Source organism: Microbacterium sp. CIAB417 (genome assembly GCF_022788845.1).
On sequence record NZ_JAHZUT010000004.1, the window covers coordinates 705,164 to 730,051 of the forward strand.

The following is a 24,888-nucleotide window of genomic DNA, read 5'->3' on the forward strand; positions in this document are numbered from 1 at the left end:
ATGATCGACGTCCTCGTCGCCGACGACGAGCGTCCTGCGCTGGACGAGATCGTCCATCTCCTCCGGCCGGATCCCCGCATCGGCGAGGTCCTCACGGCGGCCTCCGGTGCCCAGGCGCTCGCCCTCCTGTCCGAGCGGACGGTCGCCATCGCGTTCCTCGACATCCACATGCCCGGGCTGGACGGGATGGAGCTCGCACGCGCCGTGTCGGCTCTCTCCGAACCACCCGCGATCGTCTTCGTGACCGCGGACGACGCGCGAGCGGTCGACGCCTTCGACCTGCGAGCCGCGGACTATCTGCTCAAGCCGCTGCGGGCGGAACGCCTCCGCCGCGCGGTCGACCGGGTGCTCGAACTCGGAGAGACCGCGGCGCCCGCCGCCGACGAGGTCCTGTCGGTCACGGTCGGGGCCGCCGTGCGCTTCGTGCATCGGTCGGACTTCCGCTGGGTGCAGGCACAGGGCGACTACTCCCGTCTGCACACCGGCGACGGGTTCGGGCATCTGGTCCGCATCCCGATCTCGGAACTGGAGCAGCGCTGGGCGGATGCCGGGTTCCTCCGAGTGCACCGGTCGTATCTCGTCGCAGGGGATGCCGTCACCGAAGCACGCCTGTCCGGACCCGAGCCGCAGGTGTCGGTCGGCGCGATCGTGCTGCCGGTCAGCCGGAGGCTGCTGTCCGCGGTCCGCGAGGCGCTCGTCCGCCAGGGGATGACGCGATGACGGGGCAGGGGCCACCTCGACGCGTGCGTGTCACGGCCCCGTCCGCGCCCGTGCGCGCGCCGCGATCGGCGGCGACCCGCGGGATCGCGCTCCCCGGCACAGCTGCGGACGATGCGGACGCGGTGTACGCCAGGGCGCTGCGCGTCAGCCAGCTCAGGCTCGCGCTGGGGACGGTGGCGGGGTTCGTCGTCGTGGCTACCGCGCTCACCCTCGTGCTCGCTCTCGTCCCCGAGATCGACGGCATCGTCCTGGCGGGGTTGCCGTTGTCGTGGCTGCTGCACGCATTTGCGTTCTATCCGATCATCGTGACCTTCGGCATCCTGTACGCGCGCGGGGCCGCGCGCAACGAACGGCGGTATCGCGCCCTGCGGGAGCGCGGATGAATCCCGTGCTGGATGTGATCGGCATCGCGGCGGTCGTGATCGCGACCCTTCTGATCGGCGTGTACGGGCTACGGGTGTCCCGCACGACGAGCGACTTCTTCGTGGCCTCACGGACCGTGCGGCCGGTCTGGAACGCATCGGCGATCAGCGGCGAGTACCTCTCGGCCGGAACGTTCCTGGGCCTCTCTGGGCTCGTCCTGCTGGACGGGTCCCGCGGCTTCTGGTTTCCGATCGGTTATGCGGCCGGGTACCTGCTCGTGCTCGTGTTCGCCGCGGCGCCGCTCCGTCGCAGCGGTGCCTACACGATCCCCGACTTCGTCGAGGCCCGGCTGGACTCCCGCAGGGCCCGGCGGGTCACGAGTCTCGCCGTCCTCATCATCGGATGGCTCTACATCGTGCCGCAGCTGCACGGCGCGGGCATCACGCTCGTCGTGGTGGCGGGACTGCCGCAGTGGGTGGGCGAGGTGTCGATCGCCGTCCTCGTCGCGGTCTCGGTCGCCGCCGGCGGGATGCGGGCCATCACCTACGTCCAGGCGTTCCAGTACTGGCTGAAGCTGGTGGCGCTGCTCATCCCCGTGTTCGTCATCGCGTTCGCGCTCACCGGCGGACCGCACGACATCGACCCGGCCATGGTGTTCCCCGCCGAGGCGGGCCCAGCCGGCTTCGACGCGTACGAGACCGTGTCCCTGATGGTGGCGCTGCTTCTGGGAACCATGGGCCTGCCGCATGTGCTCGTACGCTTCTACACGAGTCCGACCGGCGTGTCGGCTCGGCACACGACGGTCCTCGTCATCGTCATGGTCAGCGCGTTCTACGCCGTCTCCAGCGCCATGGGGCTGCTGGCGCGCATCGCGGCTCCTGATCTCGCGCTGCCGGGCATCGCCGACACCGCGGCGCTCGTGCTGCCGTCGCGCGTGCTGCCGGGGCCGGTCGGCGAACTGCTGACCGCCCTGATCGTCGCGGGTGCGTTCGCCGCCTTCCTCGCGACCTCGGCCGGGCTCGTGGTGTCGCTTGCCGGCGTCGTGAGCCAGGACGTCTTCTCCGGGTCCGTGCGTTCCTTCCGGCTCTCCGCACTCCTGTGCAGCGCCGTGCCGCTGGCGTTCGCGCTGCTGACGATCCCGGCGGGGCTCGGCTCGAGCGTCGGGATCGTCTTCGTGTTCGCGGCATCCTGTCTCTCGCCGGTGGTCCTGCTCGGTGTGTGGTGGCGCCGCCTGACGGCGCGCGGTGCCGTCGCGGGCATGGTGACCGGCGGCGCGTCGTGCGCCCTCGCGTTCCTCGTGCACGGGGCCGTGAACGGCGTGGGCGCGGCGGCGCCGCTGCTGGCACAGCCGGCGGCGTGGGCCGTTCCCCTCGCCACGGCCGTCACGGTGACCGTGTCGCTGCTCGACACGCGCGGTGCTCCGCCCCGCGCCGACCGCTACCTGGACCGGCTGCACACGCCGGAGCGAGTGTAGCCATTCGTCCATGGTGCGCGGACTGCGGTTCGCACTACCGTGATCGACGGTGCGGCAACGACGTCGCACCGTCGACCGTCGGGAGAGAGACATGGGACGAACCCGTCTCCGACTGGCAGCGGCCGCAACCCTGGCCGTCCTGTTCGTCGGATCCACAGCCACCGCAGTGCACGCGACGGAGGAGGTGACGCATCCCGCACCCGTCGAAGGAACGCCGGGCCACTACATCGTGGTGATGAAGGGCGATCCCCTCGCGACGTACACCGGTGAGGTCAAGGGTCTGCGCAGCACCAAGCCCGACACCGGCGAGCAGCTCGACGCGCGCTCCGCGAACTCGCAGAAGTACATCGCGCACCTGAAGAACGAGCAGCGCAAGCTCGCGCAGGACGCCGGTGTGACGCCGGACACGACCTATCAGGTCACGCTCAACGGGTTCAGCGCCGATCTCACCGGTGAACAGGTCGACAAGCTGCGCGCATCGAAGGACGTGTTCGGCGTCTTCGCCGACGAGATCCGGCATCCGGACGCCGTGACGTCCACCGAGTTCCTCGGGCTCGGCGACGACCGCAAGGGCAAGGGCGGCGTGTGGGAGGAGACCGGCGGCGTGGAGCACGCCGGCGAGGGCGTCGTCGTCGGAGTCATCGACACCGGCATCGCCCCGGAGCATCCCTCCTTCGACGGCGACAAGCTGAAGAAGAAGGACCACAAGAAGAGCAAGGGGCAGCCCTACACGGACGGCTCCTACGTCTACTTCGACAAGTCCGACGGAGCGACGTTCCGCAGTGCGATCGTCGAGGGTCAGGACTGGAACAAGCACGCGTACTCCACCAAGCTCGTCGGCGGACAGTACTTCTCCGCCGGTGCGGAAGCAGCCGGATTCGATTTCCAGTACGACTACCTGTCGCCCCGCGACGGTGACGGACACGGCTCGCACACCGCCAGTACGGCCGCGGGCGAGTTCGGTGTCGAGGCATCCGTCGAGGGCATCGACTTCGGAACGGTCTCCGGGGTCGCGCCGGCGGCCAAGGTCGCCGCCTACAAGGCCTGCTACGTGGGTCCGGATCCCCTGGTGACCACGGACGACATCTGCGCCCTGAGCGACCTGATCGCAGCCATCGACCAGGCCGTGGCCGATGGCGTCGACGTGATCAACTACTCGATCGGCGGCGGCTCGGCCACGACCGTGCTCGCGCCGGACGACATCTCGTTCTTCAACGCGGCCGCGGCGGGCGTCTTCGTCTCGGTGAGCGCCGGCAACGACGGCCCGGATGCCGCGACCGCGGACCACGCATCGCCCTGGTACACCACGGTGGCCGCATCGACGATCCCCACGTGGGAGGGCACGGTCGCGTTCGAGGGCTTCGCCGAAGCGGGCGCCAGCGTGTCCGTCCCGTTCGGCGAGAGCGTCACCGGGCCGTCGACCTACGCCGGCGACGCCGCAGCGGCCGACGGCGCCGCGTTGTGCCTTCCGGGCAGCCTGGACCCTGCCGCGGTCGCGGGACGCATCGTGGTGTGCGACCGCGGTGAGAACGCGCGCGCCGAGAAGTCGCAGGTCGTGAAGGATGCCGGAGGCATCGGCATGGTGCTCGTGAACGTGCCGGGCGGAGCGGACTCCCTCGACAACGACTTCCACGTCGTGCCGACCGTCCACCTGGCCGCCGCCCACCGCGAGGCGGTGCTGGCGTACGTCCAGGGCGGCACAGACCGGCCCATCACGCTCGTGGGGGAGAACACCACCGACGACGTGACGCCGACGCCGCAGATCGCCGGCTTCTCGAGCCGTGGTCCTATGAACGCCGACGGTTCGGACGTCATCAAGCCCGACATCGCGGCCCCCGGCGTCGCGATCCTCGCGGCGACGCACAACGCCCGGAAGGCGGAGCCGACCTTCGGCATCCTGTCCGGCACGTCCATGGCCGCACCGCACATCGCAGGCCTCGGTGCGCTCTACCTGTCAGAGCGGCCGGACACCGCTCCGGCGGAGATCAAGTCGGCGATGATGACGACCGCCTCGAACACGGTGGATGCATCCGGCGCCGAGATCACCGATCCCTTCGCGCAGGGAGCCGGTCAGGTCGAGTCGACCCGGTTCTTCGAGCCGGGGATGCTGTACCTGAACGGGCCGTCCGACTGGGCCGCTTTCCTCGAGGGCAAGCAGCTCGCGGAGTTCGACGGCATCGACCCGATCGACGGCAGCGACCTGAACCTCGCGTCGATCTCGATCGGCACGCTCACGAGCGAGCAGACGGTGACCCGCACGGTCACCTCGACCGGACCCGGCACGTACACCGCGTCCGCGGAGGTGCCGGGTCTCGACATCACCGTCGAGCCGTCGACGCTGACGTTCGGCGCGGCGGGGGAGACGGCGACCTTCACGGTCACGATCGACAACGTCGACGCCCCGGTCGAGGAATGGGCCACCGGTTCGCTCACCTGGACGGGCGAGGACCGAGAGGTCCGGTCGCCGATCGCGGTGTTCCCGGTCACGGCGGATGCTCCGGCCGAGGTCTCCGGCACCGGAGTCGAGGGCAGCGCGACCGTCGAGGTCACACCGGGCCTCACCGGCGAGCTGCCTCTCGCGTTGGCCGGCCTCACGCCGTTCCAGCTCCTCGTCGACGAGGCCAACCCCGTCGAGGGGCACTCGGGCGACGAGAACTCCGGCGACGCGAACAAGGACGTGTCCTGGATCGTCGACGTGCCGGAGGGCACGACCCTGTCGCGCTTCGACCTGGACTCGTCGGACGACGAGGGCAGCGACCTGGATCTGACGGTGTACCGCGTCGTCAGCCCCGAGGACCTGCGCTACTACCAGGTGTGGCAGTCGGCGACGGCGTCCGCGGACGAGCGGGTGACGATCCCGGCCCCCACGGCAGGGACGTACCTCGTCGTCGCCAACATGTACTCCACGACCGGCCCGATGACGTGGGACATGACCTACGCCAACGTGCAGCCGGAGGGCGAGGGAGCGTTCACGGCGACGCCGAACCCGCTGGATGCCGTGCGCGGTGAGCCGACGAGCTACGACCTGTCGTGGTCGGGTCTCACGGCGGGCACCGAGTATCTCGGGGTCGTGCAGTACGGCGACTCGGCGGTGCGGACGATCGTGACGGTCGACGCGCAGTAGCCGCTGCATCCGATCCGACGTCCGGATCGGTGCGAGTGTCCCTCCGGGGATGCCGCATCGATCCGGACGTTCCCGCGGAAGCCGCGCGGTCAGATCCGGCGACGCCGCGGCATCAGCCGCACGTGGGGCAGTTCGGGAGCCGGGATGCGCTCGTCGCCGTGCGCGATGACGTGGCCGAACCGCCCGGAGCCGGACTCCCAGTCCTCACGGGCCTCGACGATCTCGTCATGCGTGCGCGCGGCGAAGTTCCACCACATCACGAGATCCTCCTCGAACGGCTCGCCGCCGAGAAGGAAGAGCAGCGCTCCCTCTTCGCTCGTGACGCGGACGGCTTCCTGCGAGTCGCCGAGATAGAGCATGCCGTTGTGGTCGAGCGTCTCGCCGTCGAGCGCCGCATCGCCCTCGACGAGCACGACGGCATGCTCCCATTCCGGCCTCAGCGGCAGTGTGGCGCGGGCTCCCGCAGGCACCGAGATCTCGGTGCCCACGATCGGCGTGTGCACGGTCGCCGGGGATCGTACCCCGGCGAATTCGCCGAGGACCACGGTCGCCACGGCCCCCTCGTCCAGAGGGGCGGTCGGCAGCTCGGTGTGCTGCTCGAACCCGCCGGGGCCGTGCCGTGCGGACTCCGGAAGGACGACCCAGAACTGCAGAGCGTCGAGCGGGATCGGATCCTCGCCGAGCGAGTACTCCGAATGCGAGATGCCGTCTCCAGCGGTCATGAGGTTGAGCTGACCGCGGCGCAGCGTCACGTCGCTGTCGACCGAGTCCCGATGACGCATGTCGCCGACGAGTGGCCAGGTCACGGTCTGCAGCCCGATGTGCGGGTGCGGCTCGACGCGCATGCGCACCGGCCCCGGACCGAAGCGATCGAGGAAGCACCATGCGCCGACCGTGGGCAGGTCCTTGTGAGGGAGGGTCCGCAGCACGTTCATGGCACGGACTCCTCCGAGCGGCACCTCGCGCGGCTCGAGCGGGATGCGGCGTCGTCCGATCATGCTCCCGGCACCTGCGGCCAGCGGATCTCGGCGCCCGCGACCTCGTGCGTCTCGAGGTACTTCGCGATGTAGGGGCAGTACGGCACGATGGTGTCGCCGGATGCCGAGGCATCCGCGAGCGCGGCGGACGCGAGGACGCCGGCCAGCCCCTTGCCCTGGAAGGCGGGGTCGACCTCGGTGTGGGTGAAACGGATTTCTCCGGGGCGGCGCTCGAACTCGGCGAACCCGGCGAGCGTGTCGCCGAGGCGGATCTCGTAGCGGGAGGCCTCGTCGTTGCGGGTGACTGCGGTGTCGGTCATCGCGGCTCCTTTTCCGTCTGCGTCCAGACTAGGACGCCTGTGGAGGACCCGGGCGAGTGTCGGCGCCGACGGTTACGCTGGGGGGATGCCGCAGAATCCCCGTGACCCGTACGAGGACCTGCCCTTCCCGGACGAGCCGTGGGACAACGCGTACCCGCCGGAGCCCATGGACTGGGAGCCGCCCGCGGACGGCTGGGAGCCCCCGCTCGATTGGGGGCCCGGGCCCGCGACTGCCGTGCCGGCGCCCGCTCCGGCCGCGACTCCGAGCCGCTATCCGACAGCGCTGGAGGCGTTGCACACGGTCTTCGGGTACGACGCCTTCCGGGGCGACCAGGCGGCGATCGTCGATCAGGTGATCTCCGGCGGAGACGCCGTCGTCCTCATGCCGACCGGCGGCGGCAAGTCGATCACGTATCAGGTGCCCGCGCTGGTGCGCGAGGGCACCGGGCTCGTGATCAGCCCGCTCATCGCGCTCATGCACGATCAGGTCGACGCGCTGCGGGCCAACGGTGTCAGGGCCGCCTACCTGAACTCCACGCAGTCGATCGACGAGCGGCGCGAGGTCGAGCGGGCGTACGTCGCTGGCGAGCTCGATCTCGTCTACGTCGCCCCCGAACGGCTTTCGAGTCCGGCCACGACCGCCCTTCTGCAGCGCGGGACGCTGAGCGTCATCGCGATCGACGAGGCGCACTGCGTCTCCCAGTGGGGCCACGACTTCCGTCCCGACTACCTCGCCCTCGGTGACCTGGGCGAGCGGTTCCCCGGTGTGCCGCGGATGGCGCTCACCGCGACCGCGACGCGGGCCACGCATCAGGAGATCACCGAGCGACTGCACCTGGACGGCGCGGCGCACTTCGTAGCGAGCTTCGACCGCCCCAACATCCAGTACCGCATCGTCCCCAAGATCGACCCGCGCAAGCAGCTGGTGGCGTTCATCCGGTCGCAGCCCGAGAACGCCGCGGGCATCGTGTACGCGCTCAGCCGCAAGTCGGTCGAGCAGACCGCCGATTATCTGGCCGCGCAGGGATTCGACGCGCTGCCGTACCACGCGGGTCTGCCGGCCGAGGTGCGTGCGGCGAATCAGGCGCGGTTCCTGCGCGAGGACGGCGTCGTGATGGTCGCGACCATCGCGTTCGGAATGGGCATCGACAAGCCCGACGTCCGCTTCGTCGCGCACATCGACCTGCCCAAGTCCGTCGAGGGCTACTACCAGGAGACCGGCCGCGCTGGCCGTGACGGAGAGGCATCCGTCGCGTGGATGGCCTACGGCCTCGGCGACGTCGTCCAGCAGCGCCGGCTCATCGATCAGAGTCCCGGTGACCGCACCTTCAAGATGCGGATGGGGCAGCATCTCGACGCCATGCTCGCGCTGTGCGAGACGGTCCAGTGTCGCCGGCAGAACCTCCTGGGCTACTTCGGCCAGGATTCGCAGCCCTGCGGCAACTGCGACACGTGCCTCGAGCAGCCGGAGACGTTCGACGGCCTGATCCCGGCGCAGAAGCTGCTCTCGACGGTCGTACGGCTCAAGCGCGAGCGCAATCAGGCCTTCGGAGCTGGTCACCTCATCGACATCCTGCGGGGATCGTCGAACGACCGGGTCCGCAAGTTCGGTCACGATCAGCTCGCGACCTACGGCATCGGGGCGGACCTCTCCGATCAGGACTGGCGCAGCGTGGTCCGTCAGCTTCTCGCGCGCGGCATTCTCGTGGCTCAGGGCGACTACGGCACGCTCGCCCCGGGGGATGCCGCGGCCGGCGTCCTCCGCGGCGAGACCCCGGTCCCGCTGCGCAAGGACACGATGGGGCGCGTGAGCGGCGCCGGTCGCGCGCGCAAGGCGTCGGCGGCCGACACGCTCGGCGAAGGCGACCGCGGGCTGTTCGAGGCGTTGCGCTCGTGGCGTGCCGAGACCGCGCGCGAGCAGGGCGTGCCGGCGTACATCGTCTTCGGCGACGCGACGCTGCGCGCGCTCGCCGAGCACCGGCCGGCATCGCTCGCGGATCTCGACGGCATCACCGGCATCGGAGCCAAGAAGCGCGAGGCCTACGGGGACGCGGTCCTCGCCGTGATCGCCGCCGCCTGACGCCCCCGCCGTTCGTTGAGCGAGCGGAGCGAGTCGAAACGGGCTCGCGTCCGGGCCGCGTGGGTGCGTTTCGACTCGGTCGACTTCGTCGTCCTCGCTCAACGAGCGGGGTGGTGGCGGCTCGCCCCTTCCCTTTCCCGTCGTTCGTTGAGCGAGCGGAGCGAGTCGAAACGCGCTCCATCCGGAGTGCATCAGTCGTGAGCCCGTTTCGACTCGGTCGACTGCGTCGTCCTCGCTCAACGAGCGGGGGGGCGCCTTCCCTTTCCCGTCGTTCGTTGAGCGAGCGGAGCGAGTCGAAACGGGCCAACGTCTCGACTGTGTCGTCCTCGCTCAACGAGCGGGATGGCGCCCCGGCAATACGTCCGCCAGGTGCGCGGCGAGATGCTCGGCGACGTCCACGGCATCCCGGTCGTACAGCCACTGGTACTGCAACCCGTCCCACAGGGCGGCGAGCCAGATCGCCTCGTGCTCGGGATCCCGGTGCGCCGGCATCGATCCTTCGCGCTGGGCGCCGCGGAAGAGCTCGGCGAACCGGTCGATCACGTGGGTGAAGCGCGCCTGGAAGTGGCCGTGCGCAGGGTGCGAGGCGGGCACGGCCTCGCACGACAGCACCGCGTACACCTCGATGAGCCCCGGCGCGGTGGCGGCGTTGTCGGCGGCGCCGGCGGGCAGGCTGAGAAGCTCCGCCGTCGCCGTGTCCGCCGGGACGTAGGACGCGCGCGACTGGATGGTCCGATCGCGTTCGGCGAGGACGGCGCCGAGCAGCGCCTCCTTCGTCGGGTAATGGTGCATGAGCGTCGACTTGGACACGCCCACCTTCTCGGCGATCTCCCGCAGGCTGGTGTCCCCGTAGCCCTCGGCGGCGAACAGTGCCATCGCGTCGGCGAGGATCTTCGCGCGCTTGCGTCGTCCCGAGGCGTAGCCGATCTCGTCCTCGGCGGGCACGATGTCGACCATCGGCCGGAAGACGCCGGCCTCGGCATCCGGGGTCTCCCCCTCGGGATCGCGCCATCCCACCGGCAGCGCCCAGGACGCCTCGCGCTCCTCGAGCATCGTCACGACGTCGACACGGTCGGGGAGGTACTGCTCGATCAACTGCAGCCCGTCCCAGGCCGCGGCCGTCCGGATCGCCTCGCCGTGAGGGTCGCGATCGTCCGAGACGGTTCCGTGCAGGACGGCGTCCTCCATCACCTCCGTCGACATCGCCGTGACGCGGGCGTACCGGGCACGCATCAAGTCGTGGGCGGGATGCGACGGCGTCGACGCCTCCCCGGTCAGGGCGGCGAACAGGGCCAGGTACCCGCGGGTGCGTTCGTTCTGCCGCGCGATCTCGACGAACGGCAGCGCGCCGGGCTCGCTCGCCGCGACGACCCCGTCGTACAACTCGACGTTGGCGTCCTCGAGGCCGTCCACGACTGTGGCCAGCAGCTCGTCCTTGGACGCGAAGTGCTTGAGCAGCCCCGGATGGCTCACGCCCGCCGTCACGGCGATGCTGCGCAACGAGGTCGATCGGTAGCCGTACGCGATGAACATCTCTCGCGCGGCGTGCACGATCCGGGCGCGCGTCTGCGCCGTGCTCGCCTGGCGAGGCTTCGGTACAGCGACGATCATCCGGTCCTCCTCCGGCAGTCTACCGAGGTGCAGTTACCAATCAGACTGCTTTCAGTTACCAAACGGTCGGGTTTGATGTATTCTCATGGATGCAGCCGCGTCGCAGAGGACAAGCGGCACACCCGAGAGGACCTATTTCCCATGACAGAGATGTCATCCGCCGCGAGCGCCGCGGCCGTCGGAACGACCGGATTCAAGGCGCCGGGGACAACGCCGGCGAAGACTCCGCGCGGCTACACGCCGGCCCTGGCCGGAGTGAACTTCGGCGTCTATCTGGCGCTGCTGACGCCGGTGATGGTCGCCATGGCGTTCAAGATCCAGCACCTGGATGCCGCGAACGCGGACGCCAACCTCGGACTCGTCCTCGGCGTCGGCGCCTTCTTCGCCCTGATCTGCAACCCCCTGGTCGGGCGTCTCTCCGACCGCACGACGTCGCGCTGGGGCATGCGCCGGCCGTGGATCCTCGGCGGGTCCCTGGTGGGGCTCGGCGGCTTCGTCATCATCGGTGCAGCGACGTCCGTCTGGGTCGTGCTGCTGGCCTGGTGCCTCGTGCAGGGCGCCATGAACGCCGTGCTCGCCGCGGCGAACGCGACCATCCCGGACCAGTCGCCGGTGGCGAGCCGCGGCAAGGTGTCCGGCGTCGTCGGGATCGCGACCCCGCTGGGCATCCTCGCGGGAAGCTTCATCGTCAACTTCCTGCCCGGCGACTTCGAGCGCTTCGTCGTCCCCGGTGCGATCGCCACGATCCTCGCGATCGTGTTCGTGCTGGTCCTGAAGGATCGCCGGCTCGAGCAGAAGCCCGCCGAGCGGTTCACGATCGGCATGTTCTTCAGCTCGTTCGTGTTCAACCCGCGCAAGAACCCCGACTTCGGGTGGACGTGGCTGACGAAGTTCTTCGTCATGTTCGGCTACGCGGGCATCGCCACCTACCTGCCGTACTACCTCCAGGCGAAGTTCGCGCTGGGGGAGCAGGAGGCCGTCACCACGATCCTCTTCGCCAACATCGCGTCGACCCTGGCCATGGTCGTCTCGTCCCCGATCGCCGGAATCCTGTCCGACCGGTTCGGCAAGCGCCGCCCGTTCGTCGCCGTCGCGGGTGTGGTCATGGTATTCGGACTGGTGCTGCTCGCGACCGCGCCGAGCATCGCGGTCGTGATCATCGCGCAGGCCATCATCGGCTTCGGCGCCGGGTCCTTCCTGTCGGTCGATCTCGCGCTGGCGACGCAGGTGCTCCCGAACCCGGATGACACCGCGAAGGACCTCGGCGTGCTGAACATGGCGAACGCGCTGCCGCAGTCGATCGCGCCCGCCATCGCCCCCGCGATCATCGCGATCGGTGCGGCGACGCCGCTCGGCGGCTACACGGTCTGGTACCTCTTCGGCGCCCTAGTGGCGCTGGCCGGTGCCGTCCTCGTCTATCGGATCAAGGGAGTCAAGTGATGACGGATGTCGCGAACCGGACGGCCGAGACGGCTGCTGTGACCGACCGCCCCTGGCTCGACGCGAGCCTGCCGGTCGACGAGCGCGTGAGTCTCCTGCTGGACGCCATGACGATCGAGGAGAAGGTCGGGCTCTTCTTCCACACCATGATCGCGATCGCGGACGTCGACGAGCCGAACGCCGCCTTCGGTCTGCCGTCGGCGCGGGAGTTCGTCGAAGGCCGGAAGATGACGCACTTCAATCTGCTGGGCGCTGCGCCGACCGGCCGTGAGATCGCCGCCTGGCAGAACGAGATCCAGCGGCTCGCGGCATCCACCCGGCTCGGCATCCCCGTGACGCTGTCGACTGATCCGCGTCACTCGTTCAGCGACAATCCCGGCGCGGCGATCATGGCGGGGCCCTTCTCGCAGTGGCCCGAGACGCTCGGTCTCGCGGCGATCCGCGACGAGGAGCTCGTCGAGCGCTTCGGCGACATCGCCCGTCAGGAGTACACCGCCGTGGGGCTGCGCGTGGCGCTGCATCCTCAGGTGGATCTCGCGACCGAACCGCGCTGGGCGCGCCAGACCGCGACGTTCGGCGAGGACGCCGAGCTGGCCGGGCGCCTCGGCGCGGCGTACATCCGCGGCTTCCAGGGGCAGTCGTTCGGACCGGGATCCGTCTCGACCATGACGAAGCACTTCCCGGGCGGCGGCCCGCAGAAGGACGGCGAGGATCCGCACTTCGCCTACGGTCGCGAGCAGGTCTATCCGGGCGGGCGGTTCGAGCTGCACCTGAAGCCCTTCGCAGCGGCCTTCGAGGCGGGCACGCGGCAGATCATGCCGTACTACGGGATGCCGGTGGGCACCGAGTACGAGGAGGTCGGATTCGGGTTCAACAAGTCGGTCATCACCGGGCTCCTGCGGGAGCGCTTCGGCTTCGACGGTCTGGTCTGCACGGACTGGGGGCTCATCACGGATGCCGAGATCTTCGGCGATCCCCACCCGGCGCGCGCCTGGGGTGTCGAGCATCTGTCTCCGAAGGAGAGGATGCGGAAGATCCTGGATGCCGGGGCCGACCAGTTCGGCGGGGAAGCCTGCCCGGACCTGCTGCTCGAACTCGTCGCGGACGGGGCGGTCTCCGAGGAGCGCCTGGACGTGTCGGCCGCGCGCATCCTGCGCGAGAAGTTCGAACTCGGACTGTTCGAGAATCCGTACGTGGACGAGGACGCCGCCGACGAGATCGTCGGCCGGTCGGACTTCCGTGCCGCCGGTGAGGCCGCGCAGCGCGCGTCCGTCACCGTGCTGACGAACGACGGCACGCTGCCGGTCGCCTCGGGGCGGAAGGTGTACGTGGAGGGGATCGAGCCGGAGACCGCCGCGCAGTACGGCGAGGTCGCCTCGAGCCCGGAGGAGGCGGATGTGGCGATCCTGCGTCTGAAGGCTCCCTACGAGCAACGGGAGACGGCGTTCGAGAACTTCTTCCACGCGGGCTCTCTCGCCTTCGGCGATGACGTCATCGCGCACGTTCGCGCCGTCGCGGCGGCGGTCCCGACCGTCGTCGACGTGCTCGTCGACCGTCCGGCGATCCTCACCGAGATCGCGGAGGCGGCCGCCGCGGTGACGGTGAACTGGGGTGCCTCCGCGGCGGCGCTGCTGGACGTGCTCACCGGCGCAGCCGAGGCTCGGGGGCGGCTGCCGTTCGACCTCCCGCGATCCATGGCGGCCGTGGAGGCGTCGCGGCCCGACGTGCCGTTCGACACGGCCGACCCGCTGTTCCGGTTCGGGCACGGTCTGGTCATCTGACGATCGTATTCCGTTTTCTGCATGTGATGATTCGAAGGAGAATCCCTGATGTCCGCACGCCTGCATTCACCGCGCTCCGTCACCGTGGCGACGACACTCGTCCTCGCCGCGTCGCTCGCCGCCTGCTCATCCAGCGCTCCGTCTGAGCCGGAGGAGCAGGCGGGAGCCGACACGGTGACGATCTATCTGACCCGGCACGGAGAGACCATGCTCAACGAGCTGGATCGCGTGCAGGGCTGGTCCGACAGTCCGCTCGTCGGCGCCGGTGAGGAGGTGGCGGCGGATCTCGGCGAGGGGCTGGCCGAGGCGGGCGTGGAGTTCACGGCCGCCTACTCGGCCGACATGGTGAGGCACTTCAGCACGGCGACCATCGCCCTGGAAACAGCGGGCTCCGACCTCGATCCGATACGGGACGAACGTCTCCGGGAGGTGTCCTTCGGCCGGTTCGAGGGGGCCGCGAACGAGGAGATGTGGTCGTTCGCGGCATCCGAGCTCGGGTACAGCGATGCGGGATCCATGCTCGGCGACGGGGCGTTCCTCGAGGCGCTCGACGCGATCGCGGCGGGATCCGACGGCTCGGATCTGACGGCCGAGACGGCGGCCGAGGTCGGCGAAAGGGCGGTTGCCGCGCTCGAGGACATCGCGGAGTCCACGGCCGAGGACGGCGGCGGGAACGTGCTCGTCGTCTCCAGTGGGATCACGATCATGGTCGCACTCGGGACGTTGGGCGCCGACCTGAGCGGGGTGACCGCGGGGATCGAGAACGCCGCTGTCAGCGAGCTCGTGTACGAGGACGGCGAATGGACGGTCGAGACCGTCAACGATCTGAGCTACGTCGAGGCCGGGGCGGGAGACTGAACCGGAGAAATTCTCCGAGCGTTCATCTGAGGGCGTGATCCGCGGGAATTCGCGGATCACGCCCTCTTTCGGTCTTCGCGGCTTCCGTCACAAATGTCATCACTTCGACATGTCGTCTGGACTTCTCAGCCGACATACCGAAATACTGACTCGTGAACACGAGCCTTGTCGACGAGGTGTCGACGCCTGGGGAGGGTCTTGTGGCGCGGAGAGATCCGCATCACGGGAGGGCTGTATATGGAAAACAAGGGGAGAGCTCTGCGCAAGCGCAGAGCCTTGGCGGTCGGCGCAGTCGGTGCGCTGATCGTCGGACACGTGCTCGGCGCCACTGCGGCGTTCGGTGCTGAGTCCGACAACTCCGAGGCAGAAGGCCGGTTGATCACGGGGAACACCTCCGCGCTCGACCTGAACTCTGTCGTCGAACTGGCCGGCGCCTATAGCGCCGACCCGAGTGCTCCGGGTGAGGTGAATCACCCGCTGTCGGCCGAGATCCTGAATGCTCTGGACATCGATCTCGGAGACGGACTGCAGCTGTTCGGCGAGAACGGCATCGTGGGTGTGGGTGCGCTCGGACAGTTCGCGAGCACGGCCGAGGGCGCGGCTCCGCTCGCGTCCGCCGGCCTGGTCAACGCCGACGGCAGCATCGCCGTCGGCACCGGCGATCCGTCCGAGAATGCGTACGTCGATCTCGGCCCGATCCTCGCGGGGGCCGGCCTCGACGCGCTGCTCGACGATGCGCGCCTGGAGCTCGGAGCGATCTCAGCACTGGCCACCACCGAGGCGGGGGAGCCGACCGGTGACTACCAGATCGCGAACGGCACGCTTCTGCTGACGAGTCCGACTCTCGCGGGTCTCTCCGGCCAGCTCGTCGGTACGCTGGGTCAGGTCTCCGACCCGATCAACGCGCTCGCCGGTGCTGACGGTGTCATCGCCGATACCGTGGATCCGCTGCTGGATCCGCTGGTCGAGACGCTCAACACGCTGCTGCTCGGCATCGGCTCGGTCGATGACCTCGGTGTGACCGCGACGGTGGACCTCGACCTGGAATCCGCCGTCCAGTCCGCGCTCGCGGAGCCGCTCACCTCGGACGACAGCGTCCTGACGATCGACCTGTCGACCGGAACGGTGAGCGTCGACCTGGCGCGTCTCGTGGCTGACACGCAGGGCGGGGATTACGACGGCACCCTCAACGGGCTGCCGGTCAACACCGAGCTGCTCGACCCCGATCTCGTCCAGGCGACCCTCGACGGGGCCATCGGCAGCACGCTCGACCAGATCCCGGCGCTTCTCGTGAACGTGGTGACCGACGCGCTGCACGCGGCGGACGTGAACGTCGCGATCACCGGTGAGATCGGCAGCCTGCTCGGATCGATCGGTGACGTCGACATCCAGCTCTCCGGAACGCTCGGCGACTTCGTCGGTGCAGAAGGATCGCAGGCGCCTGTCGTCGACACGGACGGCACCAGTGTCGTCGGCCTCCCGGTCGGCACGCTTCTCGAGCCGATCCTCCAGACGGTCACCGGGACGATCCTGCCGGCCCTCGTCACGCCGCTGTCCGGCGCGATCACCGACGAGGGGACGCTGGACACGATCTTCCGTCCGATCGTCGAGACGGCGAACACGGCACTCCAGCCGCTGTTCGGGCTCGTCACGAACAACCTGCTGTCCCTTACCGCGAACGTGCAGGAGAACCCGGGAGACTTCACCGACGCCGCTGGCTTCGACGAAGGCTCGTTCACCCAGCGCGCGCTGCAGCTGACACTGCTGCCGGCCGCGTCGACTCCTCTGCTCCAGCTGTCGCTGGCTTCGGCGACGGTGCGTGCCGAGGCGGTCGCCGAGGTCGCGATCACCTCGCCGAGCGACGGAACCACGATCACGGTCGACACCGCTGACGCCACGACGCCGCTCGAGGTCACTGGCACCGGTGAGCCCGGCGCGAGCATCACGGTGTCGATCCCCGGGGTCGGCGACCAGACGACCACCGTGGACGTCGATGGCAACTGGACCGTCACGTTCCCCGCGGTTCCCGTGGGCGAGCACACCATCACGGCCACGCAGGACGGCGGGAGCACCGACACTGTCGGCGTGATCGTCGAGGTCGATGCCGCTGCCGACGCGGATGCTGATGTCACGGACGCGGATGCCACGGATGCTGACGCGACGGATGCCACGGATGCGACCGATGCTGACGCGACGGACGCGGACGCCACGGATGCCACGGATGCTGACGCGACCGATGCTGACGCGACCGACGCTGACGCGACGGATGCTGACGCCACGGATGCGACGGATGCTGACGCGACGGACGCGGACGCCACGGATGCGACGGACGCGGATGCCACGGATGCTGACGCGACCGATGCTGACGCGACGGACGCGGACGCCACGGATGCGACGGACGCGGATGCCACGGATGCTGACGCGACCGATGCTGACGCGACCGACGCTGACGCCACGGATGCGACGGACGCGGATGCCACGGATGCTGACGCGACCGATGCTGACGCGACGGATGCTGACGCCACGGATGCGACGGACGCGGATGCCACGGATGCTGACGCGACCGATGCTGACGCGACGGATGCTGACGCGACGGATGCGACGGACGCGGATGCCACGGATGCTGACGCGACCGATGCTGACGCGACGGATGCTGACGCGACGGATGCTGACGCCACGGATGCGACGGACGCGGACGCCACGGATGCGACGGATGCTGACGCGACCGATGCTGACGCGACCGATGCTGACGCGACCGACGCTGACGCGACCGACGCTGACGCGACGGACGCGGACGCCACGGATGCGGACGCCACGGATGCCACCGATGCCGACGCGACCGATGCGGACGCGACGGACGTCAACGCCGATGCGACGGACGCCGATGCGACGGACGCCGATGCAGCGGACGCGGACGCGACCGACGCTGACGCCACCGACGACGGCACGGCTGTCGAGATCGAGGTCACGGCACAGGTTCCGGTCCTCGAGGTCGGCGACACGCAGACCGCTGTCGGCACCGGATTCCAGCCCGGCGAGACCGTGACGGGAACGATGAACTCGGACCCGCTGGCTCTCGGTACGCAGGTCGCGGACAGCAACGGCACGGTGACGTTCACGTGGAAGATCCCTGCAGGAACCGACCTCGGAACGCACAGCGTGACGCTGTCCGGCGCCGAGTCCGGCTCTGACAGCGACACGTTCCGCGTGGTCGCCGACGGACTCGCCACAACCGGTCTCGACACCGGTCTGGCTGTCCCGATCGGCATCGTCCTGGCCGCTCTCGGCGCCGCGGGCATCGTCATCGGTCGTCGCAAGCTGACCGCCTGACGCATCCTGTCACCCATGACCGGAGGTGATCCCGCCGCACGGCGGGGTCACCTCCGGCGTCCCCGGCTCGACCGGCTCACCCGCTCGAAGGAATCCGTTGCAGAAGAAGTCCTCGCGAACCGACCTGTCCCGGGGCGCGCGTGCCTCGGGCATCGTCGCCACCGTGATCGCCCTCGTCATCGCCGTCGTGACCGTGCTCGTGCTGACTCCGTCCGGCACACCGCTGCGCAGTGAAGTCCGATCCGTCGCCCTGCCGTACTTCGGCCAGACCTGGCGCGTGTTCGCCCCCGGCATCCTCAAGTCGAATCGAACCCTCGAGATCCGCGCTCAGTGGCGCGATGAGAACGGCGATCTGGTCAAGTCCGGCTGGGTTCCGATCACCGAGCTCGAGCAGCGCACCGTCACTGGCAACACGGCGCCCTCGCGTATCCAGAAGGCGACCTGGAACGCGACCGCGGAGCTCATCAAGCGCTACAACGCGCTCGACGAAGAGCAGCGCGAGCGGGTGCGCGACACGTTCATCGAGGTCGAGGGCGACGGCTTCCAGCCGATCCCCGTCGAGCAGCTCATCGAGGAGATCGGAACGGATGACCCGGATGTGATCCGCTATCTCCGGCTCGACTACATGCTGATGCGTCTGTCCACGCTCTACGCGACCGCGGGATTCGGACGCGACATCGAGCGCGTGCAATGGCGCACGGTCGGCGAGCGCCCCAACGACTTCACCCATCGTTTCGACGACGAGGCGCAGTTCGAGACCGCCGTCACCACATACGGATGGCGTCAGTCCGACGTCGCCATCGACGCGCAGGTCGTCGAGACCTACCGCGGCATCATCGAGCGCTACCACGGCGCGGACTGGTTCGAGGAGGCCGCTGATGTCGCTGAATGAGCGATTCGACGGATGGCTGCGATGGCTCACTGCCACCCAGCACAACCTGCGCAGCTTCTCGATCCTGCGCATCATCTTCGGCGCAGGCCTCCTGCTGACCCTCGTCCCGAGCATCCCCGACCGCTCGTACCTGTGGGGTCCGGCTTCGTTCTGGGTGGATCCCGAGGCGCGCCGGCGTGGCTACATCACCTTCGACGTGCTGATCTCGAAGAGCGATCCGGTGCTGTTCGATGTGGCCTTCTTCGCTCTCGTCGCCCTGGTGCTGCTGTTCACGGTCGGCTTCGCCACGCGTTTCGTGACGCCGGTGATGCTGATCATGCTGGTGTCACTGCAGTCCAACAACCCGTACGTCCTCAACGGAGGGGACACCCTCTACCGGATCACGCTGCTCTTCCTCGTGTTCGCGAACCTCAGCGCCCACTTCTCCGTGGATGCCTGGCTCGCGTCGCGCCGGCGAGAGCCCGCGGGAGGACGCCGCACTCTGGCGCCGGGACACGTCGTCAACAGTGCTCACAATGCCGCGCTGATCCTGTGCTGCTTTCAGATCATCGTCGTGTATGTCGTTTCAGGCATATGGAAGCTCACGGGGGACGACTGGCCGGCCGGGACCGCACTCTTCTACTCCCTCCGCATCGATGCGTTCATGGCGTACCCCGCGTTCAACGAACTGCTGTGGCAGTCCTCGCTGCTCATCTACGTCGCGACGTTCATCGCTCTGTGGGCGCAGACGCTCTTCCCGCTCGCGCTGCTGTGGCGCCCCTCCCGCATCGCCGTGCTCCTCACCCTGATGTTCATGCACCTCGGGATCGCGGTGCTGCTCGGGTTGTGGCCGTTCTCGCTGGCGATGATCGCCCTCGACATGCTGTTCATCCGCGATTCCAGCTGGGTGCGATTGGATGGCTGGATGAGGTCGCGCCTCATGCGGTGGCGGGGCAGGCGCAGAGCGACGAAGACGAACACTGCTGCATCAGTTCCGATCAGCTGATCGCGTACGCCTCCGTGTGCACGTGCACTGTCGCGGCGTCGCGCAGCAGCTTCGAGACGGGGCAGCGCGCGTGCGCGGCCGCGAGGATCTCGTGCGCCTCGGCATCCGAGGCTCCCTCGATCGACAGGTAGCCGTCGACGCGGAACTCGTAGCCCGGTCCCGGCACGGCCGGGTGCAGTTCGACCTCCACGCGCACCGCCGTGCGCCGGGCCCCGGCGACGATCACCTGAGCCGTGCCGTTCAGGCAGGTCGCCCACGCCAGGGCGAGCAGCTGCTCCGGATCGGTGGCTTCGGCATCCCGATTGGTCCCCAACGGTGAGGAGACCGCGACGGCGAGTCCACCGGAGACGGCGCTGACCCCGTCCGCTCCGGTGCGGTTGACGGCCTCGGTGCGGTACACGGCGCTCATGCTCCCACCGTACGACGCCGAACGGGCATGACGATTCGTGACGCCCGATGACGTCGATCGACGCACGGCGTCCTAGCGTTGGCGATCATGAGCCTCGACCAGACGACCACCGCGCCCGCGGTCATCCGCACGGCGCGAGACGTGCACGCGCTGCTCGCGGAGAAGGGATCCCAGGGCACGAAGACGAAGGCGATCATCGTGCTCGCCCTGGGCGGCATCTTCATGGACGCCTACGACTTCTCCTCCCTCGCCTTCGGCATCACCGCCGTCAAGGAGGAGTTCGGCCTGGACCCGCTGATGACCGGCATCGTGAACGCCGCCATCATGGTGGGCTCGGTGGTCGGTGCCGTGTTCGGCGGCATGCTGGTCGACCGGTTCGGCCGCTACAAGCTGTTCATGGCGGACATGGCGTTCTTCGTCGTCGCCGCGATCGGCTGCGCCCTCGCACCGAACGAATGGGTGCTCATCTTCTTCCGCTTCGTGATGGGCATCGGCGTCGGCCTCGACCTTCCCGTCGCCATGGCCTTCCTCGCTGAGTTCTCCAAGCTGCGCGGCTCCGGCAGCCGGTCGCAGCGCGTGAACGCGTGGTCTCCGGCCTGGTACATCGCCACCGGGTTCGGCTACCTGCTGGTGCTTACGGTGTTCCTGCTGCTTCCGGTCGCGCAGCACGGCATCCTGTGGCGCGTCGTGGTCGGCTTCGGTGCCGTGCCGGCGATCATCGTGCTGCTGGTGCGACGCAAGTACATGGCCGAGTCGCCGCAGTGGCTGGCCGACCAGGGAGACCTGCGCGGTGCCGTGGACGTCATGCGTTCGCACCACGGCCTCGACGTCGAGCTCGCCGAGGGTGCCGACACCACCCGCACCACGAAGGCGCGCACCGGGCACTGGCGGCAGTACGGCGAGCTGTTCGCCGCCCGCTACCGGCTGCGCACGATCGCCGCCCTGTGCGTGTCGGTGTTCTCGACCTTCGGGTACAACGCGGTGGCGTACGGCACGCCGCTGATCATCTCGATGCTCTTCCAGCAGGGTCCGCTCGTCACCATCCTTTCGGCTCTCGTCATCAATCTCGGCTTCGGTGCGGCCGGAGGCATCCTCGGCGTCGGCCTGGTCAACCGTCTCGGCGCCCGGCGACTCACGATCATCGGATTCGCGATCCAGGCGGCGTCGCTCATCACGCTCGCGATCGTCGGCATCCCGACCGGCGCCCTGGTGATGATCTCGATCGCTATGCTCGCGGCTTTCGTGTTCGCCCAGGCCGGCGGACCCGGCGCGAACCTGATGAGCTATGCGACGCTGTCCTACCCGACGCGACTGCGCGGCGTCGGCGTCGGTTTCAACGAGGCCGTCAAGCGCGTCTTCTCCATCGCCTCGCTGGTGTTCTTCCCCGTGCTGGCTGCGGCGCTGTCGACCGGCGTGTTCTGGATCGTCGCGCTCGCACCGCTGGCGGGTCTCATCGCCCTGCTGGTCATCACCTGGGATCCCACCGGCAAGGACGTCGACGCCGAGGACGCGCTCGACTGAGCATCCGTCGGCATCTGTGGGGACGCGACAACGCCTGCCGACCTCGCGGGGCGTCCCGGTTGGACCAAATCCACAGCCGAGTTCCGTGGTCGTTGTCGCAGATCTACCATCGAAGCATCCTGATTGCCTCCGAGAGGAAGATCCATGGTCGACGCCGCCGTCCGCCCCCAGACCGCTCCCACCGATGAGAACGCCCCGCGCATCGACATCCCGGGTGTGAACGAGCTGCTGCTCGGAACGTGGGCCGACACCCGACGTCATGCCCGCGAGATGATCAAGGACTCGGCCTTCTGGCGCAAGGACGAACTCGGCAAGGACGAGCACCGCGAGCGGGTGCTGAGCCAGCTGCACCTGCTCGTCGAGAACCGCGCCGTGCACCGCGCGTTCCCCAAGCGGTTCGGCGGCGAGGAGGACAACGGCGCCAACATCGCCGGCTTCGAGGAGCTCGTCGCCGCGGATCCCAGCCTGCAGATCAAGTCGGGAGTGCAGTGGGGGCTCTTCGGTTCGGCCATCCTGCAGTTGGGCACGGCCGAGCATCACGAGAAGTGGCTGCCCGGCGTCATGGACCTGACGATCCCCGGCGCGTTCGCGATGACCGAGATCGGGCACGGGTCGGATGTCGCGGCCGTCGGCACCACGGCGACGTACGACCCGGACACCGAGGAGTTCGTCATCCACACGCCGTTCCGCGGTGCGACGAAGGAGTACCTCGGCAACGCGGCGCTGCACGGCATCGCCGCCACCGTGTTCGCCCAGCTCATCACGAACGGGGTCAACCACGGCGTCCACTGCTTCTACGTCCCGCTGCGCGGAGAGGACGGCCAGGACCTGCCCGGCATCGGACGTGAGGACGACGGCCTCAAGGGCGGACTCAACGGCATCGACAACGGCCGCCTCAGCTTCGACCAGGTGCGCATCCCGCGCACCAACCTGCTGAACAAGTACGGCGACGTCGCCGCGGACGGCACCTACACGAGCTCGATCGACAGCCCCGGGCGCCGCTTCTTCACGATGCTCGGGACCCTCGTCCAGGGACGCGTCTCCCTGGACGGAGCGTCGTCCTGGGCATCCGCACTGGGGCTCAAGATCGCGATCACCTACGCGACCCAGCGCCGGCAGTTCGACGGCGCCGACGGGCAGGAGGTCGTGCTCCTCGACTACAGGAAGCACCAGCGGCGCCTGCTGCCGCGTCTTGCGACGACCTATGCGCAGATCTTCGCGCATGACGAGTTCCTGCAGAAGTTCGACGGCGTCTTCTCCGGGCGCACCGACACCCCGGACGACCGGGAGGACCTCGAGACCCTCGCCGCCGCCCTCAAGCCGCTGTCCACGTGGCACGCGCTGGACACGCTCCAGGAGGCGCGCGAGGCGTGCGGCGGAGCCGGGTTCATGTTCGAGAACCGTCTGGTGGGACTGCGTGCTGACCTCGACATCTACGTCACCTTCGAAGGCGACAACAACGTGCTGCTGCAACTGGTCGGCAAGCGCCTCCTCACCGACTACGCGCGCCAGTTCCAGGGCAAGGATGCCGCGGCGCTCGCCAAGTACGCGGTCGGCCAGACCGCGGGGAAGGTCTTCCACGGCGCGGGACTGCGCGCGCTCGGGCAGGCCGTCGCCGATCTCGGTTCGACGGCGCGCTCGGTGGAGCTCGGGCTGCGGGAGGAGCAGCAGCACCAGCTGCTGACCGAACGCGTGCAGCAGATGGTGGCCGACATCGCCGGGCGCCTGCGTCCGGCCGGCAAGGACAAGGCGCTCGGCGAGAAGCTGTTCAACGAGAACCAGGCGGAGCTGATCGAAGCGGCTCGCGCGCACGGCGAGCTCCTGCAGTGGGAGGCCTTCACGGATGCCGTGCACGGCGTCACCGATCAGGGCACCCGGCAGGTGCTCACGTGGCTGCGGGACCTGTTCGGCCTGCACCTGATCGAGAAGCACCTGTCCTGGCACCTCATCAACGGGCGCCTCTCGACGCAGCGCGCCGCCGCCGTGTCGAGCTACATCGACCGGCTCTGCGCACGGCTGCGTCCGCATGCGCTGGACCTGGTCGACGCGTTCGGGTACGAGCCTGAGCACGTCCGCGCGCCCATCGCGTCCGGCGCAGAGCAGCAGCGTCAGGACGAGGCCCGCGCGTACTACGCCGAGCTCGAGGCATCCGGTCGTGCCCCGATCTCCGAGAAGGCGCTGAAGGCGAAGAAGCGCTGACTCCCGGTCCTGCTGTGCGCGATAGCGTGGGCGGATGACTTCGCTCATCTCCGGATCCGATGGCCGGACACGCTGCGCCTGGGTCGGATCGGATGCCGAGTACGAGCGCTACCACGACGAGGAGTGGGGGCGGCCGCTGCACGGCGATCGCGCGCTCTTCGAGAAGATGTCGCTCGAGGGGTTCCAGGCCGGACTCAGCTGGATCACGATCCTGCGCAAGCGTCCCCGATTCCGCGAGGTGTTCGCCGGGTTCGAGCCCGAGCGCGTCGCGCTGTTCGACGACGAGGACGTCGAGCGGTTGATGGGGGACGCCGGCATCATCCGCAACCGCGCCAAGATCGAGGCCACGATCGGCAACGCCCGGCTCGTGGCCTCCATGGCCGACGGGGAACTGGACGCGTTGATGTGGTCGTTCGCCCCGGCGCCGAGACCGCGCCCGCGGGAGTTCGCCGACGTCCCGGCGGTGACACCCGAATCGACCGCCATGAGCAAGGAACTGCGTCGGCGCGGTTTCCGCTTCGTCGGAGCGACCACGATGTACGCGCTCATGCAGTCGTCCGGCATGGTCGACGATCACGTCGAGGGTTGCTGGCGCGCCGCCTGATCGGGTGGGCAGTTCTCCCCATCCGCGTTCCCAGGAGCCCTGGTTAAGATGGCCGGGGCATGTCCGCGCCCAGAGCGAACGCGCCGCGTTCGATGACGACCGAACTGTCCCAGGGGGGAACCAGCCGAATGAAGGTGCTGAGCTGGGTCCGTGCGCGCCCGAAGACGCTGGCCTCGGCAGCCGCCGTCACGGTCGCGGCG

The 24,888-nt window shown here is 69.1% G+C and carries 18 protein-coding genes; 14 read left to right on the forward strand and 4 right to left on the reverse strand.

What is annotated here, in order from left to right:
• The 4 genes from KYX17_RS20760 to KYX17_RS20775 all read left to right on the forward strand — a co-directional run bounded on the left by KYX17_RS20760 (position 1) and on the right by KYX17_RS20775 (position 5,681).
• Complete coding sequence (locus tag KYX17_RS20760) at positions 1 to 720, forward strand: LytTR family DNA-binding domain-containing protein (RefSeq protein WP_243229149.1); 720 nt, start codon at positions 1 to 3, stop codon at positions 718 to 720.
• Complete coding sequence (locus tag KYX17_RS20765; protein WP_243229151.1) at positions 717 to 1,103, forward strand: heavy metal transporter; 387 nt, start codon at positions 717 to 719, stop codon at positions 1,101 to 1,103. Before KYX17_RS20760 ends, KYX17_RS20765 begins: the two co-directional genes overlap by 4 nt.
• On the forward strand, positions 1,100 to 2,557 hold the full coding sequence (locus tag KYX17_RS20770; protein WP_243229153.1) for a cation acetate symporter: 1,458 nt from the start codon (positions 1,100 to 1,102) through the stop codon (positions 2,555 to 2,557). Before KYX17_RS20765 ends, KYX17_RS20770 begins: the two co-directional genes overlap by 4 nt.
• A 91-nt stretch (positions 2,558 to 2,648) precedes the next feature.
• On the forward strand, positions 2,649 to 5,681 hold the full coding sequence (locus tag KYX17_RS20775; protein WP_243229154.1) for a S8 family serine peptidase: 3,033 nt from the start codon (positions 2,649 to 2,651) through the stop codon (positions 5,679 to 5,681).
• A gap of 89 nt (positions 5,682 to 5,770) precedes the next feature.
• On the opposite strand, the gene KYX17_RS20780 is transcribed toward KYX17_RS20775, so the two are convergent.
• The gene (locus KYX17_RS20780) at positions 5,771 to 6,679 is read right to left on the reverse strand and encodes a pirin family protein (RefSeq protein ID WP_243229156.1); all 909 of its coding nucleotides are present in this window, start codon (positions 6,677 to 6,679) and stop codon (positions 5,771 to 5,773) included.
• A complete protein-coding gene (locus KYX17_RS20785) occupies positions 6,676 to 6,978 on the reverse strand; it encodes a GNAT family N-acetyltransferase (RefSeq protein WP_243229158.1) in 303 nt (100 codons plus the stop codon). Before KYX17_RS20785 ends, KYX17_RS20780 begins: the two co-directional genes overlap by 4 nt.
• 85 nt (positions 6,979 to 7,063) lie before the next feature.
• Between KYX17_RS20785 and recQ the strand changes: the two genes are divergently transcribed.
• A complete protein-coding gene (recQ, locus tag KYX17_RS20790; RefSeq protein WP_243229160.1) occupies positions 7,064 to 9,058 on the forward strand; it encodes a DNA helicase RecQ in 1,995 nt (664 codons plus the stop codon).
• A gap of 330 nt (positions 9,059 to 9,388) precedes the next feature.
• On the opposite strand, the gene KYX17_RS20795 is transcribed toward recQ, so the two are convergent.
• Entirely contained in the window at positions 9,389 to 10,669 is a 1,281-nt protein-coding gene (locus KYX17_RS20795) for a TetR/AcrR family transcriptional regulator (RefSeq protein WP_243229162.1), read from the reverse strand.
• Positions 10,670 to 10,810: 141 nt separating this feature from the next.
• On the opposite strand from KYX17_RS20795, the gene KYX17_RS20800 reads away from it, so the two are divergent.
• The 6 genes from KYX17_RS20800 (at position 10,811) to KYX17_RS20825 (ending at position 19,955) form a co-directional block, all read left to right on the forward strand.
• Entirely contained in the window at positions 10,811 to 12,109 is a 1,299-nt protein-coding gene (locus KYX17_RS20800) for an MFS transporter (RefSeq protein ID WP_243229163.1), read from the forward strand.
• Positions 12,109 to 13,890: a glycoside hydrolase family 3 N-terminal domain-containing protein gene (locus tag KYX17_RS20805; protein WP_243229165.1), complete on the forward strand. Its 1,782-nt coding sequence runs from the start codon at positions 12,109 to 12,111 to the stop codon at positions 13,888 to 13,890. Before KYX17_RS20800 ends, KYX17_RS20805 begins: the two co-directional genes overlap by 1 nt.
• Before the next feature lie 48 nt (positions 13,891 to 13,938).
• Positions 13,939 to 14,748 carry a histidine phosphatase family protein gene (locus KYX17_RS20810; protein ID WP_243229167.1) on the forward strand — a complete coding sequence of 270 codons (810 nt, stop codon included), beginning with the start codon at positions 13,939 to 13,941 and terminating at the stop codon, positions 14,746 to 14,748.
• Positions 14,749 to 14,985: 237 nt separating this feature from the next.
• Positions 14,986 to 18,078, forward strand: a complete 3,093-nt coding sequence (locus tag KYX17_RS20815) for a choice-of-anchor G family protein (protein ID WP_243229169.1) — start codon at positions 14,986 to 14,988, stop codon at positions 18,076 to 18,078.
• A gap of 97 nt (positions 18,079 to 18,175) precedes the next feature.
• Positions 18,176 to 18,970, forward strand: a complete 795-nt coding sequence (locus KYX17_RS20820) for a DUF5819 family protein (RefSeq protein ID WP_243229171.1) — start codon at positions 18,176 to 18,178, stop codon at positions 18,968 to 18,970.
• Entirely contained in the window at positions 18,957 to 19,955 is a 999-nt protein-coding gene (locus KYX17_RS20825) for an HTTM domain-containing protein (RefSeq protein WP_243229173.1), read from the forward strand. Before KYX17_RS20820 ends, KYX17_RS20825 begins: the two co-directional genes overlap by 14 nt.
• Here the strand turns inward: KYX17_RS20825 and KYX17_RS20830 are convergent.
• The gene (locus KYX17_RS20830; RefSeq protein WP_243229174.1) at positions 19,948 to 20,364 is read right to left on the reverse strand and encodes an OsmC family protein; all 417 of its coding nucleotides are present in this window, start codon (positions 20,362 to 20,364) and stop codon (positions 19,948 to 19,950) included. The genes KYX17_RS20825 and KYX17_RS20830 overlap by 8 nt on opposite strands.
• An 87-nt stretch (positions 20,365 to 20,451) precedes the next feature.
• On the opposite strand from KYX17_RS20830, the gene KYX17_RS20835 reads away from it, so the two are divergent.
• From KYX17_RS20835 to KYX17_RS20845, 3 genes are all read left to right on the forward strand, one after another.
• Positions 20,452 to 21,885 (forward strand): MFS transporter, encoded by a 1,434-nt coding sequence (locus KYX17_RS20835; protein WP_243229176.1) that lies wholly within the window; start codon positions 20,452 to 20,454, stop codon positions 21,883 to 21,885.
• 144 nt (positions 21,886 to 22,029) lie between these two features.
• On the forward strand, positions 22,030 to 24,084 hold the full coding sequence (locus KYX17_RS20840; RefSeq protein WP_243229178.1) for an acyl-CoA dehydrogenase: 2,055 nt from the start codon (positions 22,030 to 22,032) through the stop codon (positions 24,082 to 24,084).
• Between the two features lie 34 nt (positions 24,085 to 24,118).
• Positions 24,119 to 24,688, forward strand: coding sequence for a DNA-3-methyladenine glycosylase I (locus tag KYX17_RS20845; protein ID WP_243229180.1), 570 nt, complete (start codon positions 24,119 to 24,121; stop codon positions 24,686 to 24,688).
• The last annotated feature ends 200 nt before the right edge of the window (positions 24,689 to 24,888 follow it).